Origin of the sequence: Amycolatopsis thailandensis, from assembly GCF_042723255.1 — a bacterium.
Lineage (GTDB): Bacteria > Actinomycetota > Actinomycetes > Mycobacteriales > Pseudonocardiaceae > Amycolatopsis > Amycolatopsis thailandensis.
The window spans coordinates 1-15,881 of sequence record NZ_JBHXJK010000166.1 but is presented as its reverse complement, the minus strand read 5'-3'; the positions used below and the strand labels follow the sequence as shown (position 1 = coordinate 15,881).

General features: G+C 69.6%; 17 protein-coding genes. 11 read left to right on the top strand and 6 right to left on the bottom strand.

Going from position 1 to position 15,881, the window contains the following annotated elements; genetic code table 11:
* Window positions 1-44 precede the first annotated feature (44 nt).
* The 3 genes from ACFWMR_RS38175 to ACFWMR_RS38165 form a co-directional block, all read right to left on the bottom strand.
* Window positions 45-500 carry a MaoC family dehydratase gene (locus ACFWMR_RS38175; protein ID WP_378381914.1) on the bottom strand — a complete coding sequence of 152 codons (456 nt, stop codon included), beginning with the start codon at window positions 498-500 and terminating at the stop codon, window positions 45-47.
* On the bottom strand, window positions 497-1,813 hold the full coding sequence (locus tag ACFWMR_RS38170) for an MFS transporter (protein WP_378277791.1): 1,317 nt from the start codon (window positions 1,811-1,813) through the stop codon (window positions 497-499). Before ACFWMR_RS38170 ends, ACFWMR_RS38175 begins: the two co-directional genes overlap by 4 nt.
* Window positions 1,814-1,950: 137 nt before the next feature.
* Window positions 1,951-2,856 (bottom strand): LysR family transcriptional regulator, encoded by a 906-nt coding sequence (locus ACFWMR_RS38165; protein ID WP_378381913.1) that lies wholly within the window; start codon window positions 2,854-2,856, stop codon window positions 1,951-1,953.
* Window positions 2,857-2,965: 109 nt separating this feature from the next.
* Here ACFWMR_RS38165 and ACFWMR_RS38160 point away from each other — a divergent pair, with 109 nt between their 5' ends.
* The 9 genes from ACFWMR_RS38160 to ACFWMR_RS38120 all read left to right on the top strand — a co-directional run bounded on the left by ACFWMR_RS38160 (window position 2,966) and on the right by ACFWMR_RS38120 (window position 12,190).
* Complete coding sequence (locus ACFWMR_RS38160) at window positions 2,966-3,877, top strand: CoA transferase subunit A (RefSeq protein ID WP_378381915.1); 912 nt, start codon at window positions 2,966-2,968, stop codon at window positions 3,875-3,877.
* Complete coding sequence (locus tag ACFWMR_RS38155) at window positions 3,874-4,644, top strand: CoA-transferase subunit beta (protein ID WP_378381912.1); 771 nt, start codon at window positions 3,874-3,876, stop codon at window positions 4,642-4,644. The genes ACFWMR_RS38160 and ACFWMR_RS38155 overlap by 4 nt, the downstream gene beginning before the upstream one ends.
* A gap of 9 nt (window positions 4,645-4,653) precedes the next feature.
* Window positions 4,654-6,144 (top strand): 3-hydroxyacyl-CoA dehydrogenase, encoded by a 1,491-nt coding sequence (locus ACFWMR_RS38150; RefSeq protein WP_378381911.1) that lies wholly within the window; start codon window positions 4,654-4,656, stop codon window positions 6,142-6,144.
* Entirely contained in the window at window positions 6,141-7,301 is a 1,161-nt protein-coding gene (locus ACFWMR_RS38145) for an acyl-CoA dehydrogenase family protein (protein WP_378277786.1), read from the top strand. The genes ACFWMR_RS38150 and ACFWMR_RS38145 overlap by 4 nt, the downstream gene beginning before the upstream one ends.
* A gap of 562 nt (window positions 7,302-7,863) precedes the next feature.
* Window positions 7,864-9,327 (top strand): alpha/beta hydrolase, encoded by a 1,464-nt coding sequence (locus ACFWMR_RS38140; RefSeq protein WP_378381910.1) that lies wholly within the window; start codon window positions 7,864-7,866, stop codon window positions 9,325-9,327.
* 97 nt (window positions 9,328-9,424) lie between these two features.
* Window positions 9,425-10,618, top strand: coding sequence for a sensor histidine kinase (locus ACFWMR_RS38135; RefSeq protein ID WP_378381909.1), 1,194 nt, complete (start codon window positions 9,425-9,427; stop codon window positions 10,616-10,618).
* Window positions 10,615-11,268, top strand: coding sequence for a response regulator (locus tag ACFWMR_RS38130; RefSeq protein ID WP_093932188.1), 654 nt, complete (start codon window positions 10,615-10,617; stop codon window positions 11,266-11,268). The genes ACFWMR_RS38135 and ACFWMR_RS38130 overlap by 4 nt, the downstream gene beginning before the upstream one ends.
* Before the next feature lie 117 nt (window positions 11,269-11,385).
* Window positions 11,386-11,805, top strand: coding sequence for a hypothetical protein (locus ACFWMR_RS38125; RefSeq protein ID WP_378381908.1), 420 nt, complete (start codon window positions 11,386-11,388; stop codon window positions 11,803-11,805).
* A 19-nt stretch (window positions 11,806-11,824) separates the two neighbouring features.
* A complete protein-coding gene (locus tag ACFWMR_RS38120; RefSeq protein WP_378381907.1) occupies window positions 11,825-12,190 on the top strand; it encodes a VOC family protein in 366 nt (121 codons plus the stop codon).
* A gap of 13 nt (window positions 12,191-12,203) precedes the next feature.
* Here the strand turns inward: ACFWMR_RS38120 and ACFWMR_RS38115 are convergent, their stop codons facing one another.
* The 3 genes from ACFWMR_RS38115 to ACFWMR_RS38105 are packed head-to-tail and all read right to left on the bottom strand — an operon-like array spanning window position 12,204 to window position 14,106.
* Window positions 12,204-13,304 carry a sensor histidine kinase gene (locus tag ACFWMR_RS38115; RefSeq protein WP_378381906.1) on the bottom strand — a complete coding sequence of 367 codons (1,101 nt, stop codon included), beginning with the start codon at window positions 13,302-13,304 and terminating at the stop codon, window positions 12,204-12,206.
* Complete coding sequence (locus ACFWMR_RS38110) at window positions 13,301-13,960, bottom strand: response regulator (RefSeq protein ID WP_378381905.1); 660 nt, start codon at window positions 13,958-13,960, stop codon at window positions 13,301-13,303. Before ACFWMR_RS38110 ends, ACFWMR_RS38115 begins: the two co-directional genes overlap by 4 nt.
* Window positions 13,957-14,106 carry a hypothetical protein gene (locus ACFWMR_RS38105; RefSeq protein WP_378381904.1) on the bottom strand — a complete coding sequence of 50 codons (150 nt, stop codon included), beginning with the start codon at window positions 14,104-14,106 and terminating at the stop codon, window positions 13,957-13,959. The genes ACFWMR_RS38110 and ACFWMR_RS38105 overlap by 4 nt, the downstream gene beginning before the upstream one ends.
* 52 nt (window positions 14,107-14,158) lie before the next feature.
* Between ACFWMR_RS38105 and ACFWMR_RS38100 the strand changes: the two genes are divergently transcribed.
* Both ACFWMR_RS38100 and ACFWMR_RS38095 read left to right on the top strand, forming a co-directional pair.
* On the top strand, window positions 14,159-14,962 hold the full coding sequence (locus ACFWMR_RS38100) for a BPL-N domain-containing protein (RefSeq protein WP_378381903.1): 804 nt from the start codon (window positions 14,159-14,161) through the stop codon (window positions 14,960-14,962).
* Between the two features lie 8 nt (window positions 14,963-14,970).
* Entirely contained in the window at window positions 14,971-15,564 is a 594-nt protein-coding gene (locus tag ACFWMR_RS38095; RefSeq protein WP_378381902.1) for a helix-turn-helix transcriptional regulator, read from the top strand.
* The last annotated feature ends 317 nt before the right edge of the window (window positions 15,565-15,881 follow it).

Below are 15,881 nucleotides of genomic sequence, written 5' to 3'. Positions count from 1 at the left end.
CCATAGGACGAAAAGTGTCCTATGGGGACCCCTCATGACACACTTCACGAGTAGTAGCGCGTCACCGATTCCGCGACACAAGCCGGTTTCTGCGAACCTTCGAGCTCGAAGGTGAAGGCACGCACCATCTGCACGCCGTCGCGCGGCACCGCGGTCACTTCCAGCACGGACGCGTGCAGTCGCACCCGGCCGCCGACCGGGACCGGGGCGGGGAACCGGACCTTGTTGAGCCCGTAGTTCAGCGCCATGCCGACACCGGTGACGCGCAGCAGTTCGGCGAACATCGGGATGCCCCAGCTCAGCGTCATGTAGCCGTGGGCGATCGTGCCGCCGAACGGACCCGCCGCGGCGCGAGCCGGATCGGTGTGGATCCATTGGCCGTCACCGGAAACCTCGGCGAAGGTGTCGATCAGCTCCTGCGTCACGCTTCGCCAGGCCGAAGTGCCGAGATCGCGTCCCGCCAGCGCCTGGATCTCCTCGATGCCGTTCGCGGTGATCATCGGGTCACCGCCGCGGCAGCCGGGGCTGGCTCTTCGGCGCGCTCGTCGTAGTTGGGCCGCTTCAGCAGCGCCAGCATGCAACCGAGGGTCAGCAGGACCTGGAACACCGCGAACACGATCACGGCGGTGATCGAGCCGGTGAGGTTGAGCAGGAACTGGCCCACGATCGGTGTCGTGCCGCCGAGCAGCGTGCCGCAAAGCTGGTAACACAGCGAGATGCCGGTGTAGCGCACGTGCGCGGGGAACCGGCTGGCGAGCATCCCCGCGAGCGCGGCGTAGTAGAGGCAGTGCGGGATGGTCGCGACGACGACGCCGACCATCGCCGAGGCGTAGTCGCCGGTGCTGATCAGCAGGAACATCAGCGGCATCAGGATCAGTTCGGGCAGCAGCATGATCGAGACCGCGCGGCGCCAGCTGGTCATCTTCGTGACGATCACCGCGCCCCACGGCTGCACCAGGATCTGGGTGATGTTGGCGACCAGGATGATGGTGAGGAAGGAGCTGCGGCTGAAGCCGATGTCCGAAGTCGCCCACGAAAGCGCGAAGGTGGACTTGAAGTAGGTGGCGGAGAGGCCGATGGTGCAGGCGCCGATGCCGAGCACGATCAGCATCGGGTGGTTGCGGAGCACCTCGGTGAGCGGCAGCTTGGCGACCTTCTTGGCCTCGATCAGGCCGGCCATGGCCGGGGACTCGGTGACCTTCAGGCGGATGAACAGCCCGACCACGACCAGCAGCGCGGAAGCGAGGAACGGGATCCGCCAGCCCCAGCTGACGAAAGCCGCGTCCGGCAGCTGGCTGATGGCGAGGAAGCTGACCGTGCTGAGCGTGTTGCCCACCGGCGAACCCTGCTGCGCGAAGGCGCCGTAGAGGATCGACTTCCCCTTGGGCGCGTGTTCGGAGGCGATGAGCACGGAACCGCCCCACTCACCGCCGAGCCCGATGCCCTGGATCATCCGGATCACCACGAGCAGGATCGGCGCGGCGATCCCGATGGTCGCGTAGCCGGGCAGCACGCCGATCAGGGTGGTCGAGATGCCCATCAGCAGCAGCGTGATGACCAGCGTCTTCTTGCGGCCGAGTCGGTCGCCGATGTGGCCGAAGATGATCCCGCCGAGCGGCCGGGCGAGGAAGCCGACCCAGAAGGTCGCGAACGCGACCAGGGTGCCGATCGCTCCGTCGAGTTCGGGGAAGAAGACCTTGTCGAACACCAGCGCGGAAGCGGTGCCGTAGATGTAGAAGTCGAACCACTCGATGGTCGAGCCGATGAACGCCCCGATTCCCGCGCGTTTCGCGGTCGCATTCGCCGCACCCATGCCGTCTCCTTGGATCGCCGTTGTTCCCGGGCACGGCGACCCCCGGCGCCAACGTCCCTGTTCTGGCCGGAACCCTGCCAGCCGTCACCGAGACACGTCCAATACTGAATAGGCCACTCAGTAAGTGCTCTCCAGTATCAATCGACGCTGGGCGCAGGCGTGGGCAGCGCCTCCTCGGCGACCGCGAGCACGGTCCGCAGCGCGGCGGACGGGTTGTCGGCGCGCCAGGCCAGCGCCGCGTGCAGGCGCATCGCCTTCCCGGCGAGGCGCCGGTAGACCAGCCCGGTCTGCTGGATGTGCTGGCAGGAGGTCAAGGTCAGCGTCACGCCGACGCCGGCCGCGACGAGCGCCAGGATCGTGTACGAGTCCGGCGCCTCCTGAACCACTTTCGGAGTGAACCCGCCCTCAGCGCAGGCCTTGACGGTGGCCTCGCGAACCGTGGAACCCGCGTTCGAGGGGAAGCTGACGAACACCTCGGACGCCAGCTCCTCGATGGGGATGCGCTCGTGCCCGGCCAGTCGGTGATCCGACGGCAGCGCGCAGATGAGCTCCTCCTCGTCGATCACCCTGGCCCGCACCCCCGGCTGAGTGACCGGCAGCCGGACGAAGCCGAGGTCCAGCGAGCCGTCCGCGATGCGGTCGAGCGCCACGTTGGCGTAGGTCTGCCCGCGCATCACCAGTTCGAGCCCGGGGTGCGCGGCCCGGACCGCCCTGGTCAGCAGCGGCAGCGACTCGTGGCTCGACGCCCCGGCGAAACCGACGGTCACCCGGCCGAACTCGCCGCGCCCCGCCGCCTTCGCGGCACGGGTGGCCAGGTCGAGGTCGTCGAGCACGGTGCGGGCCGGAGCGAGGAAGGACTCGCCCGCGCTGGTGAGGCGCACCGACCGGGTGTTCCGTTCGAACAGCGCCACCCCGAGTTCGCGTTCGAGCTGGCGGATCTGCTGGCTCAGCGGCGGCTGGGCCATTTGCAGCCGCTTCGCCGCCCGGCCGAAGTGCAGTTCCTCGGCCACCGCCAGGAAGGCGTTCAGGTGACGGAATTCCATGTCGCACCTCGATTATTCAGTACTCGATATCAATCTGACCTTAATTCGGTATTGGACTCTGCACAATGCCACCTGGCACGGTGAACCCGTGACCGACAAGACCACCACGATGGCCGAGGCCGTCGCCGCCTTCGTCCACGACGGCGACACCGTCGCCCTCGAAGGGTTCACGCATCTGATCCCGACAGCGGCGGGGCACGAGATCATCCGGCAGGGCCGCCGCGACCTCACCGTGGTCCGGATGACCGCGGACATCGTCGTGGACCAGATGCTCGCGGGCGGCTGCGTGCGCAAGCTGGTGTCCTCGTTCGTCGGCAACTCTTCGGCGGGCTCGCTCGGGGAACTGCGGCGGCGGATCGAGCGCGCCGACCCCGAGCCACTGGAGTTCGAGGAGTACAGCCACTACGGGATGATCGGCCGCTACCTGGCCGGCGCGCAGCGGCTGCCGTTCTACCCGGTGCGTTCGTACGCGGGCAGCGATCTGCCCTCGGTCAATCCCGGCCTCCGCAAGGTGCGTTCGCCCTACGACGACGGTGAGCAGGTCTACGTGGTGCCGCCGGTCAACCCGGACGTCACGATCGTCCACGCCCAGCGGGCGGACCGTTCGGGCAACACCCAGGTCTGGGGCCTGACCGGGATCCAGGCCGAAGCCGTGTACGCGGCGAAGAAGGCCGTGGTGGTGGTCGAGGAGGTCGTCGACGACGACGTCATCCGCCGCGACCCCAACCGCACGCTCATTCCTTCGCACGCCGTCGACGCCGTGGTGGCCTGCCCTCGTGGCGCGCATCCGTCGTTCGCGCAGGGCTATTACGACCGCGACAACGCGTTCTATCGCGGCTGGTCGGCGATCAGCGCGGATCCGGCGCGTCTGCGAGAGTGGCTGGCGGAGTGGGTGCTCGGCACCCGGGATCACCCGGAATACGTGGCGAAACTGGGCGAGGGCTACTGGGCGGGGCTCGCCGTCGACGACGCGCTGAGCCTGCCGGTGAACTACGGCAAGCGAAGGGAGAACGCGCGATGACGTCCACAAAGGACACCACCTCGTCCGAGCTGCTCTCGGTGGTGGCTTCCCGGGAACTGGCAGGGAAACGCACCGTGTTCGCCGGGATCGGCCTACCGACGCTGGCCGCGTCGCTGGCCCATCTGACGGTCGCGCCGGACCTGGAGATCGTCTACGAGTCCGGGGTCTGCGGCGCGCATCCCTCGCAGCTGCCGGAAACCATCGCCGACGCCGTGCTGATCACCGGCGCCGAGGCGGTGCTGTCGATGCCCGCGCTCTTCGGGAACGTCTTGCAGGGCGGGCACATCGACGTCGGTTTCCTCGGCGCCGCGCAGATCGACCGATGGGGGAACCTGAACTCGTCGGTGATCGGCGACTGGGCCGACCCCTCGGTGCGGTTGCCCGGCCCGGGCGGCGCGATGGAGGTGATGGCGAACTCCGGCGAGGTCTTCGTCGTGATGCGCCGCCACGATCCACGATCCTTTGTGGACAAACTGGGCTTCTGTACTTCACCCGGACCCGATCGCGCGCTGGCCGACGGCATCCGGCCATTGGGGGCGGGGGTCACCAGGGTGATCACCGAACTCGGCATCCTCGCGCGGCGGGGGGTGGGCGAACCGCTGCGGCTGGTCGCCGTCCACCCCGGCGTGACGGCCGACCAGGTGCGCGCGGCCACCGGCTGGCCGCTGGAGGTCGACGCCGACCTGGCCACGATCGAACCGCCCGCGGCCGCCGAACTCCGGCGGCTGCGCGAAGAAGTCGACCCCGGTCGCGTCTACCTGCGCTGAGGAGTGAACATGCGGATCAGGGTCATCGGAACCGGCGTGATGGGCCGGGGGATCGCGCAGTGGGCGGCGACAGCCGGGCACATCGTCGAGCTCGCCGACGCGCGACGCGAGGCTGTCGGCGAGGCGATCGACTTCGTCGCGCGGCTGCTCGACCGCGCGGTCGTCAAAGGGCGCATGACGGAATCGGAGGCGGGCGAGGTCCGCTCCAGGCTCGTGCCGCTCGACGTGGTTTCGGCGCCGGGCGACGACGTCGACCTGGTGATCGAAGCCGTCCGAGAAGATCTGGACACCAAGGCCGAGTTGTTCACCAGCCTGGAAGCGGTGCTGCCGTCCACGGCGATCTTCGCGACGAACACGTCCTCGCTGCCTGTCACCCGGATCGCCGCGACGCTGGCCGACCCGTCGCGGCTGGCCGGGTTGCACTTCTTCAACCCGGTACCGCTGATGAAGATCGTCGAAGTGGTGCCGGGGGCGTCCACCCGTCCCGACATCCCCGGAGTACTGGCCGAACTGGTGCGCGCGTCCGGCCATCGCGCGGTGACGGTCGCCGACACTCCCGGCTTCCTGGTCAATCACGCCGGGCGCGGGCTGGTCACCGAGGCTTTCGCGCTCCTGGAGGACTCGGCCGCCGAACCGGTGGTGATCGACCGGATCGCCCGTGACGTACTCGGGCTGCGGATGGGCCCGTTCGAGCTGATGGACCTGACCGGTCTCGACGTGACGGCCGCCGTCATCGACTCGATCTGGACCGGATTCCGGCATTCCGACCGGCTGCGGCCCTCGTTCCTCACCCCGAACCGGGTGGCCGCCGGGCTGTACGGCCGCAAGAGCGGGCGCGGGTTCTACGACCACCGGCCCGGCGCCGAGGACACCCCGGAAGCGGCCGTCGTCGCCACCGAATGTCCATTGTGGATCGCCGGATCGGGGCCGGATGCCGACGCCCTGCGAGCGGCACTGCCGGCGGCGTCGGACGAGCTGACCCCCGAAGCCGTCGTGCTGGTCCCGGCCTGGGGCACCACGGTTTCGGCGGCGATCGCCGCGCACGGGCTGCCCGCGTCCCGCACGTTCGGCGTCGATCCGCTTTCGCTGACCGCTCGCCGTCGGGTGCTGGCCGTGACCCCGGCGTCGGACCCGGACGCGGTCCGCGCGGCCGTCGGTGCCTTGGGCGCCGAGTCGGTCTCCGTGGTGCGCGACACCGCCGGTTCGGTCGCGCAGCGCCTGCTCGCGTCGATCGTCTCGGTCGCCGCGTCGATCGCGGAACGTTCGCTGGCCACCCCGGAGGACATCGACCTGGCCGTCACGGCCGCGCTCGGCTACCCCGCCGGACCGCTCGCGTGGGGCGATCGCGTCGGTGCCGTCCGCCTGCTCGAACTCCAAGACCGGCTGCACGAGAGCACCGGCGACCCGCGGTACCGGCCGACGCGCTGGCTGCGGGAACGCGCTGAACTCGGCCTGCCCCTGACCGCGCCCGCCTACCCGCTGGAGAAGGAAACACCGTGATTTCACCGGATTTCGGCCTGACCGAGACACAACGCGACATCCGCGCCATGGCCGCGCGGTTCGTCGACGAGGAGATCGTCCCGCACGCGGCGGAGTGGGACCGCGCCGAACAGGTCGATCGCGGCATCGTGAAACGCTTGGGAGAGCTGGGTTTCCTCGGCCTGATGGTCCCCGAGACCTACGGCGGGGTGGACGCGGACATGCTGTCCTACGTGCTGGTGACCGAGGAACTGGGGCGCGGCGACTCCGCGGTGCGAGGGATCGTCTCGGTGTCGCTCGGCCTGGTCACCAAGACCATCGTGACGCACGGGACGGACGAGCAGCGGGCGCGGTGGCTGCCGCGCCTCGTCAGCGGTGACGCTCTCGGCTGCTTCGCCCTCACCGAGCCGGGCACCGGCTCCGACGCGGCGTCGGTAAGCACCCGCGCCACCCGTGACGGTGGCGACTGGGTCCTCGACGGCGGAAAGATGTTCATCACCAACGGAACCTGGGCGCAGGTGGCGCTGACCTTCGCCCGCACCAGCGAACGCGGCCTCACCGCCTTCCTCGTGCCGACCGACTCGCCGGGCCTGACCGCGCGGGAGATCCACGGCAAGCTCGGCCTGCGCGGCCAGGCGACCGCCGAGCTGACCTTCGACGGCGTGCGCGTGCCCGACTCGGCGCGGCTGGGCGAGGTCGACCGCGGTCTGGGCATCGCGCTGGGCGCGCTGTCCCGCGGCCGGGTCTCGGTCGCGGCGGGCGCCGTCGGGCTGGCGCAGGCGGCGGTGGACGCCGCCGTGCGGTACTCCACCGAGCGCACCCAGTTCGGCCGCCCGATCGCGTCGTTCCAGCTGGTGCAGGAACTGCTCGCCGAGTCCGCGGTGGACGTCCGGGCCGCCCGCCTGCTCACCCACCACGTCGCGCGGATCGCCGATTCCGGTGTCTCGCCGAAGGATTACGCGACCGACGCGTCCATCGCGAAGTACCACGCGAGCGAGGCCGCGGTGCGCGTCAGCAACAACTGCCTCCAGGTCTTCGGGGGCTACGGGTTCATCGACGAGTTCCCGGTCGGCAAGTACCTGCGCGACGCCCGCGTGCTGACCCTCTACGAAGGCACCAGCCAGGTGCAGAAGCTGCTGATCGGGCGTGATCTCACCGGGGTGAACGCGATGCTCTGAGCCGGGATGGGGTCGTGAAGTGACCGGTCCCGGCGGAGTCGTATTTAGCTACCCACTGGTGTGACCGGCGAGTGTGGAGGATTTGGGACGTTCAACGTCCCGAATCCTCCACGCTCGGCCTGGTTGGCGAGGGAGTCGGGGCAGTGAACGTCCGGGATCTTCCCCCGTCGCCTTGTCGGCCACCGGTCGCGCCTGGTGCGACCTTGATCAACGGAGGATCGGGGACGTTGAGTGTCCCGGATCCTCCGTTGATCAAGGTCCGAAGCCGGTGCCACCCCCACGGTGAAGGAATTGGGACGTTCAACGTCCCAAATCCTTCACCGTCGCGCACTGGCAGCCGCTGAACCACCACTTTCGCCCAGTCAGGCGTGGGTAGGTAAACACCGGTCCGCTCTAACCCGAAACGCCACCTCACGACCACCCCGCCCGAGCCCCCTCGTCCTGACGGCTAGTCCTTTTGGCCGACCAAAGGCGATGAAGGAACCATTCGCGCGCTCGATGTGCGTTCACCGGCCGGTGAACAGGATGGAGATTCGCCAACAGATCGGAAGAGGGGTCTCGGATGAGGAAAACGTGGTCCATCGCGCTCGCGCTCGCCATCCTGGCGGCCGCCGCGGCGGCGGCGGTACCGGCGGGGGCATCACCGGAGGCGTCACCGCAGCCGGTGAAGTGGGGGCAGTGTCCGGCGGACGCCGCGGCGCCCGGCCTGGAGTGTTCGACGATCAAGGTTCCACTCGACTACGACGATCCCGGCGGCAAGCAGATCGACATCGCGATCTCCCGGCTGGCGAGCAAGAAGCCGGAGCAGCGCCGCGGTGTCCTGCTGACCAATCCGGGTGGTCCGGCGGCAGGGTTGAAGTTCCCCGCCGACCTGAGGACGGCGAAGGTGCCGCAGGCTGTGTTCGACAGCTACGACCTGATCGGGTTCGACCCGCGCGGGATGGGGCACAGCACCCCGGTGACCTGTGACCTGACGCCGGAGCAGAGCGCGGTGGGCAACGTCCCGCCGTATGCGCGCGACGCCGCCGACGTGGCGAAGCGGGCGGAGCAGTCGAAGGCCATCGCCCGGCAGTGCGCCGCTTCGAAGTCGGCGTGGATGCTGCCGCACGTCAGCACAGCGAACACCGCGCGGGACATGGACCGGATCCGGGCCGCCCTGGGCGAGAAGAAGATCTCCTTCGCCGGCTATTCGTGGGGCACCCACCTCGGCGCCGTGTACACCACGCTGTACCCGCAGCGCGGCGACCGGATCATGCTCGACAGCAACGTGGGCCCGGACGGCTGGGACTACGCGAACGACCGGATGTACGCCCAGGGCTTCGACGACCGTTTCCCGGACTTCGCCAAGTTCGCTGCGGCCAACTCGGCCACCTACGGTTTGGGCAGCACACCGGCGCAGGTCACCGCGAAGTACTTCGACCTCGCCGCGAGGCTGGACAAGGCGCCGGTCCGCGACGTCGACGGCCCGACGTTCCGGATGCTGACCTACGGCTTCCTCTTCAATGACTTGGCAATGCCGCTCGTGGGCAAGCTCTGGCAAGCGCTCGACAAGGACCAGCCGCTCCCGCCGATGGGGCCGGACGCACCGCCCGGGATCGAAAACCTGGTCTCCGGCCGCTATTACATGATCTGCAACGACTCCCGCTGGCCCGGGTCGGTGGGCACCTACCAGCGCACCGTCGCGATCGACAGGCTTCGTCACCCGATGTTCGGCGCAGCCGGGGCCAACGTCCAGCCGTGCGCGTTCTGGCCCGAGCCCGCCGACCCGCCGGTGCGCGTCGGTGACCGGGGTCCGGCCAACATCCTCATGCTGCAGAACCGGCGCGACCCGGCGACACCGCTGGCGGGGGCCGAGAAACTGCGGCGCGCGTTCGGCGACAGGGCCCGCATGGTCACCGTCGACGCGGGTGGGCACGGCGTCTATCCCTACGTCGGCAACAAGTGCGCCGACACGGCGGCGACCACCTTCCTGGTGACGGGTGAGCGTCCGAAGCACGACCTGGCGTGCGCGGCCGAACCACGGTGATCACCGGGGACGCCGGGTGCCGCGGGCGGCATCCGGCGTCCTCACGGCCGCTGAGGCATGATGATCACCGGACCAGCGAACCAGGAAGGACGGCCGCGTGCTTCCGACCGCCGCACCACCACCCGTCCGAGGGTTGGTGATCGCCGAGGTCGTGGTGCTGGCCGCGTTGAACATCGAGCAGCTGGTGCGACGCCTGATCCTGGACGGTCCGGCCCCGGCCGGGGAGATCCTCTACTTCGCGGTCGGCCTGGTGCTGGGCGCGCTCGCGTTGCTGCGGCGACGTTTCCCGGCCCGGACGGCGGCGTTGACGCTGTCGGGGATCGCGCTCTCACTGGCTTGCAGCGCCGTGGGTTTCCTGGCTGAACCGGCCGCGGCTCCGAGCGGAGACGCCGAGTCGCTGGCGCTCGCGATTCTGGTCGGGGCGGTGTGCCATCGGCTGCCGGGTGGTCACGCCGCCGTTTACGCGGTGCTCGGTGGGCTGACCATGGCCGCGGCCCCGGTCCTGCGCTTCGGCGATACGTTCACGACACTGTCCATCGCGGTGGTGTGGGCCTTGCTGTGGGGGTGCAGCGTCATCGTCGGGCTGATCCTGCGGGACGGCGATGCCCGCCGTGAAGCGGCGCTGGCCGCGGCCCGTGACCGGGAACGGCTCGCCCTCGCCCGGGAACTGCACGACCTGGTGGCGCACCACATCACCGGGGTCGTGGTCCGCACCCAAGCCGCCGGCGTCGTACTGGCGGACGGTCCGGAACAGGAACTGATCAAGGAGATCGAGCACGCCGGCGCGGAAGCGCTCGGCGCGGTCCGGCGGCTGGTGATGATGCTGCGCAGCCCCGAACTCGCGTCCCAGGTCACCGTCGGCGGATTGGTGGAGACGGTGGAAGCGGCGGTCGGGGACGACGAAAGCGTCACGGTGCGGCTGGCGGACGGGCTCGCCGAGCTCGCGGTCGCGCCGGAAACGGTGTCCACGGTCCACCGCGTCGTCCTCGAATCGCTGAACAACGTGCGCAGGCACGCGCCCGACGCCCGCCGCGTCACCGTGCTGGTCGAGCCGACTGAGGGCCGCCGGCATCTCCGGGTCGAGGTCGGCAACGACGGACTCCGGCCCGGCCGGGTGCGCCGGTCGCCGGGCGGCTACGGCTTGATCGGGATGGCCGAGCGGATCTCGGCACTGGACGGCACGCTGATCGCCGGTGAACACGGAGAGCGCGGCTGGCGAGTCCTCGCCGAACTGCCTTTGCCCGGCGGGGTTTCGCCTGCCGCCGCAGCGGAAGGGGGAGCCGCGCGGTGACACTGCGAGTCCTGCTGGCCGACGATCAGGCCTTGGTGCGCACGGGTTTCCGGCTGATCCTGGAGCGGGTGCCCGGGCTGGAAGTGGTCGGCGAGGCGGAAAACGGCGAGCAGGCGGTCGAGCTGGCCCGGCGGCTGCGCCCGGACGTGACGCTGATGGACATCCGTATGCCCTTGGTCGACGGTCTCGCCGCCACCCGGCGACTGGCGGGCCCCGACGTCGAAGACCCGTTGCGTGTCCTGGTCGTCACGACCTTCGACCTCGACGAGCTGGTGCACGAGGCCTTGTGCTCCGGTGCCTGCGGCTTTCTCCTGAAGGACGCCGGTCCCGGTCTGCTGGTGGAGGCGGTGCACGCGGCGGCGAACGGTGAAGCCCTGGTCTCGCCGTCGATCACCACGCGCCTGCTGGCTCATTTCACCGCCACGTCGGCCCGGCGCCGCGCCCGCCGCGCCGATCCCGCGCTGACCCACCGCGAACTCGACGTCGCCAAGGCCATCGCTCGCGGCCGGACGAACGCGGAGATCACCGAGGAACTGACGATCTCGCTGTCGACGGTGAAGACCCACCTCGCGTCGATCCAGCGCAAGATCGCGGCCCGCAACCGCACCGAAATCGCCGTGTGGGCCTGGGAATCGGGTCTCGTGCGCTGACCGGGATCCGGTGGTGTGGTCCGAACGAGCCCTGACGAGTCCGGCCGGACCGGAATAGCCTTTTTTGTCATGACGCCTGGGTTTCAGGTGAATCTTCGACAGATGAGGTGAATCCCGATGACCGAACCGAAATCGAGCCAGTCACGGACATCGTCGAGGCTTCGGCGAGGCGCTGTCGTGCTGGCCGTCGCCGCGGGTGCGTTCCCCTTCCTGGCGGGGACCGCGCAGGCCGCCGCCTTCGTGCCCATTCCTTCGAATTACGTTTACGACGCGAATCGCGGCGCCTGGCACGACTACTGCACGTTGTCGCCGGACAAGCCCGTCGTCCCGCCCTGGGGCCAAGTGGACTTCCGCGGGCCGTGTGCCAACCACGACATGTGCGAAGAAGCAGGCGGCAAGAACACGCTGCGTTGCGACAACCTCTTCTTCCGGCTCATGCATCAGCAATGCGACCACACCTTCGGCACGGGCCCGGCCCGGGGGCCGTGCGATTTCATCGCCGACACCTACTACAACGCGGTCCGCTCGACCGGCTGAAAACCGCTACGGTCGCCACATGAACGAAAACGCGAAGATCGACCCGGCCAGGATCGGCAACGTGCTGCACCCGGTGGCGGACGTCGACGCCGCCGTGCGGTTCTACTCCACCGCCCTTGGCCTGGAAACGAAATTCGTGGACGGCGACCGCTACGCCGCGCTCGACGCCGGCGGCACCACGCTCGCTCTCGCCGGTCCCGCCGAGGACGTCACCGGTGGCGTGCCGGCGGCGTCGTTCAAGGTTCCCGACGTGGCCGCGGCGGTGGCCGCCGTCGTGGAGAGCGGCGGATCCGTGGTCCGGCAGCCGGAACAGGGCCCGCACGAGGTCCGGGCCGTGGCACGCGACCCGTGGGGCAACACCGTCGTGCTCTACGGACCGCGATGACCGTGAGCCCCTGTCACGCGTCGGCCCGGCTTCGCTGACCGCTGATCGGCAGCCGCAACCGCAGGCGGAAGCCGCCGTCGGGGGTCGCCTCGGTGACCACGGTGCCGCCTAGTAACGCGGCGCGTTCCTGGAGCCCGAGCAGTCCGTGGCGGGCGCTGGGCAACGTCAGGGTCGGCCGGGTCGCGGGAGTGTTGCCGACGGTCACGGTGAGATCGGTGCCGTCGTGCGCGATGTCGACGGTCGCCGTGCTTCCCGGCGCGTGTTTGCGGACGTTGGTCAGGGCTTCCTGGATGGTGCGGTAGATCGTGCGCTGGACGGCGGTGTCGATGCCCTCCGGCGCTGTCCCGGTCCGCCGTGTCTCGATGCCGCTTCCGGCGATCAGGCGGTCGAGATCGGACAGAGTCGGCTGCGGCATCAGCTCGGTCGTGGAGCTGCCGGAGGCACGCAGCAGGTTCACCATGTGGCGTAGCTCGTCGAGGGTGTCGACAGAGAGCCTGCGGACGTTTTCGGCGGCTGTTCTCGCGTCCGGGTCGCTGGTCGAAACGCTGAGCGCGCCCGCCTGGACGGCGATCAGGCTGACCTGGTGCGACACGACGTCGTGCATTTCGCGGGCCAGCTGGGTGCGTTCCTTGGCGAGGACCGCCTGGGCGTCCAAGAGGCGTTCGTGCTCACGAGCTTGCCGGATGTCGTCCAGCCGCAGGGTGAGTTCGCGCTGGGTGTGCACCAGCCTGCCGAGGAAGATCGGCGCGGCCGAGGTGATGACCGCGTAGATGACGGTGAGCACGTCGGTTTCCTCGAACCGCAGATCGAGGCCGGGGAACACGTACCCGGCGGTGGCCAGGAGGCCGCATCCGGCGAGCAGGTACCGGTTCGAGCGCAGCAGTGCCACGGAGTAGAGCGCGATCAGCGTCGCGATGACCGAACCCGAGATCGCGAGAGCGGGCAGGGTGACGGCGAAGACGAAGACCGGCCACCGGCGCCGGAGCGGCAGGATGCCGAGGGCCACCAGCGCGGCGGTGAACGCCGCCGGCCCGGCCCGGCCCAATCCCGCGTCGATCGCGGCGACGGCGATCAGCCCGGCGTCGACGAGCAGCAGACGCGCCACCCGGTTCACGAGCGGCCTTCGCCGCTGCTCAGCAAGCCTGCCTGCTGTGCCACCAAAGCGGCCTGGACGCGGGTCGCCACCTGGAGTTTCGTGAGGATCGCGGACACGTGGTCCTTGACCGTGCCGACACTCAGGTGGACCCGCGCGGCGATGTCCACGTTGGACAGCCCGTCCGTGATCAGCACGAGCACCGCGCGTTCACGCTCCGACAGCAGCCCGACCTGCGTGGCCGCCGTCGAGCCCGCCCCGGATTCGAGATAGCCGTCGACGACGGTGCGCGTGACCTTGGGGGAGAGCACCACCCCGCCGGCCGCCAGCGTCCGGACGAAATGCGCGAGCAGGCCGGGAGCGGTGTCCTTGAGCAGGAATCCGGCCGCGCCCGAACGCAACGCCGTCGCGATGTACTCGTCGGAGTCGAAGGTCGTCAGCATCGCCACGGCCGGTGTCTTCCGCAGGCCACGCAGCTGCCGCAGGATCGTGAGCCCGTCGACGTCGGGCATCCGGATGTCGAGCAGCACGACGTCGGGGCCGTGCAGGCCGATCTCCTTGACCGCCTCGGCACCGGTCACCGTCGCCACGACCTCGATGTCGCCCGCGGCCTCCAGGATGAGGCAGAATCCCGAGCGCACCAGCTCCTCGTCGTCGACGACGACCACCCGAATCATGGGCCCAGTCTCGTCGCACCCGGCGGGCGGGCACCACCCGAGGCGGGGAAGCCCGCACCCGCCGACCGGGTGGACAACGGCAGCCGGTCGGCGGGTTGTTCGGGCCGGTTCGCCGGTGCCGGGCGGCCGCCGCGCACGCCGAGCATGGAAAGCGACGAAAGGACCACGACCGCGATCGGCAGACACAGGAGTGCGGCAGTGCCTGGAAAAGATCCGAAGATCACCCCTTCGCCGGGTGCGCTGAGCCGACGTCGAGTGCTTCTCGGAGCGCTTCTCCTCGCAGCCTTGCCGGCCGTCGGTTGTGGACGGCAGGCTCTTGGCGACGAACGCGGTCGTAGGCCGCTCGCGCTGGTGTACAACGGCCCGCAAGGCTGCGCGGAGTGCGCGCCGTCGGTGGCCGCGGTGCTGCGCAAGGCGCCGCGGCCGTTCGACGTCAAGTACGTCGGCCCCGGCACCGGGGTCCCCCTCGACGCCGCCACGCTGGCTCAGGCGCGGCTGTACGTCCAGCCCGGCGGCGGTGCCGACCTCGAACGAACGTGGCGGGACCTGCGAGGTTCCGCCCAGGTGATGCGGGACTGGATCCGAGAGGGTGGCAGCTACCTCGGGCTGTGCTTCGGCGGCTACCTCGCCGGCCGCGACCCGGGCTTCGATCTGTTGCCCGGCGACAGCTACGGATACGTCGGTTCCCCCGGTTCCACCGTTCCCGACGAGCGCGACACCGTGCTGGAGGTGACCTGGAAGGGCGAGTCCCGGCACATGTACTTCCAGGACGGTCCGGCTTTCCGGCTGAACGGCGGCGCCGACGCGACCGTCCTGGCGACCTACGACAACGGGGCCGCGGCCGTCGTCGTCGCCCCGTACGGCAAGGGGCGGATCGGGGTCAGCGGGCCCCACCCGGAGGCCGATGAGTCCTGGTACGAGGAAGCGGGCCTGACCAACCCGGACGGCGTCCGCCTCGACCTCGCTCACGAGCTGCTCGACACGACCGTCGGGCGGCTGTGAAAGTGCGGGTGCGTGTCTGTGCCCTGGACCCGCTCACGGCGGCCGGGATGGTCAGCTATCTGGGTTCCCACCGGGATGTGCGTGTCGCGGGCGCCTCGCGGCGTGACGAGGTCGACGTCGTCGTCGCCGCGTTCGACAGCCTTTCCGCCGACGCGGTCGCGGCGCTGCGCCGGAGCGCGGCCGAGCCGGGAAAGCCGATCGTGCTGATGCTCGACCGGATCAGGGAAAGCGACTTGCCGATCGCGAAGGAGTGCCGGGTGGTCGCCCTGCTGCCGCGTACGGCGGTGGCGGGCGGCGAACTGCCGGGCGCTCTCCGGGCCGCCGCGGCCGGGGCGAATCCCTTCGGCACACTGATTCAGCAAGCCGAGCGGTTCTTCGGTGGTTTCGTCCGAACCCCTGAGCCCGCCGCGACGAATCTTTCCGCCCGCGAGACCGACGTGCTGCGGTTGATGGCCGACGGGCTGGACACGAACGCGATCGCGGCCGAACTGTCCTATTCGGAGCGAACGGTGAAGAACATCATCTACGCCTTGACCTCCCGGCTGAAGCTGCGGAATCGGTCGCACGCGGTGGCGTACGCCTTGCGGACCGGGGCCATCTGAGTCGATGAGTGCCTGCGACGGTGAGTGCGGCTGGAGCGCGTGAGCAAGGCAAATATGGCGTGATCGAGTCTTCTGCTGAAGCATGGCCTTCGCGGCACGGACCGAACTGGCCCGCCGGAGCCGGTCACGACCTCGACCGTCCACAAGGGACACCCGTTCCAGAGAAAACGTCCGTTTTGGGCACTTTGCGTGTGTTTGCGGAGGGGTCGTGAGTGTTAAAGAGGGTTATTGAGGGGTAAGGCAAAGGTGGCATGTGCCTGGCCTGCCCACCTGCCGGTTTCGGGTGTTGCGAAAGCCACGTTCGCAACGCTCAACGT

Bases quoted from the DNA above. Each gene is read 5' to 3' on its own strand.
- ACFWMR_RS38175 (WP_378381914.1), bottom strand. From the start codon at position 500: ATGATCACCGCGAACGGCATCGAGGAGATCCAGGCGCTGGCGGGACGC.
- ACFWMR_RS38170 (WP_378277791.1), bottom strand. From the start codon at position 1,813: ATGGGTGCGGCGAATGCGACCGCGAAACGCGCGGGAATCGGGGCGTTC.
- ACFWMR_RS38165 (WP_378381913.1), bottom strand. From the start codon at position 2,856: ATGGAATTCCGTCACCTGAACGCCTTCCTGGCGGTGGCCGAGGAACTG.
- ACFWMR_RS38160 (WP_378381915.1), top strand. From the start codon at position 2,966: ATGGCCGAGGCCGTCGCCGCCTTCGTCCACGACGGCGACACCGTCGCC.
- ACFWMR_RS38155 (WP_378381912.1), top strand. From the start codon at position 3,874: ATGACGTCCACAAAGGACACCACCTCGTCCGAGCTGCTCTCGGTGGTG.
- ACFWMR_RS38150 (WP_378381911.1), top strand. From the start codon at position 4,654: ATGCGGATCAGGGTCATCGGAACCGGCGTGATGGGCCGGGGGATCGCG.
- ACFWMR_RS38140 (WP_378381910.1), top strand. From the start codon at position 7,864: ATGAGGAAAACGTGGTCCATCGCGCTCGCGCTCGCCATCCTGGCGGCC.
- ACFWMR_RS38125 (WP_378381908.1), top strand. From the start codon at position 11,386: ATGACCGAACCGAAATCGAGCCAGTCACGGACATCGTCGAGGCTTCGG.
- ACFWMR_RS38120 (WP_378381907.1), top strand. From the start codon at position 11,825: ATGAACGAAAACGCGAAGATCGACCCGGCCAGGATCGGCAACGTGCTG.
- ACFWMR_RS38110 (WP_378381905.1), bottom strand. From the start codon at position 13,960: ATGATTCGGGTGGTCGTCGTCGACGACGAGGAGCTGGTGCGCTCGGGA.
- ACFWMR_RS38105 (WP_378381904.1), bottom strand. From the start codon at position 14,106: ATGCTCGGCGTGCGCGGCGGCCGCCCGGCACCGGCGAACCGGCCCGAA.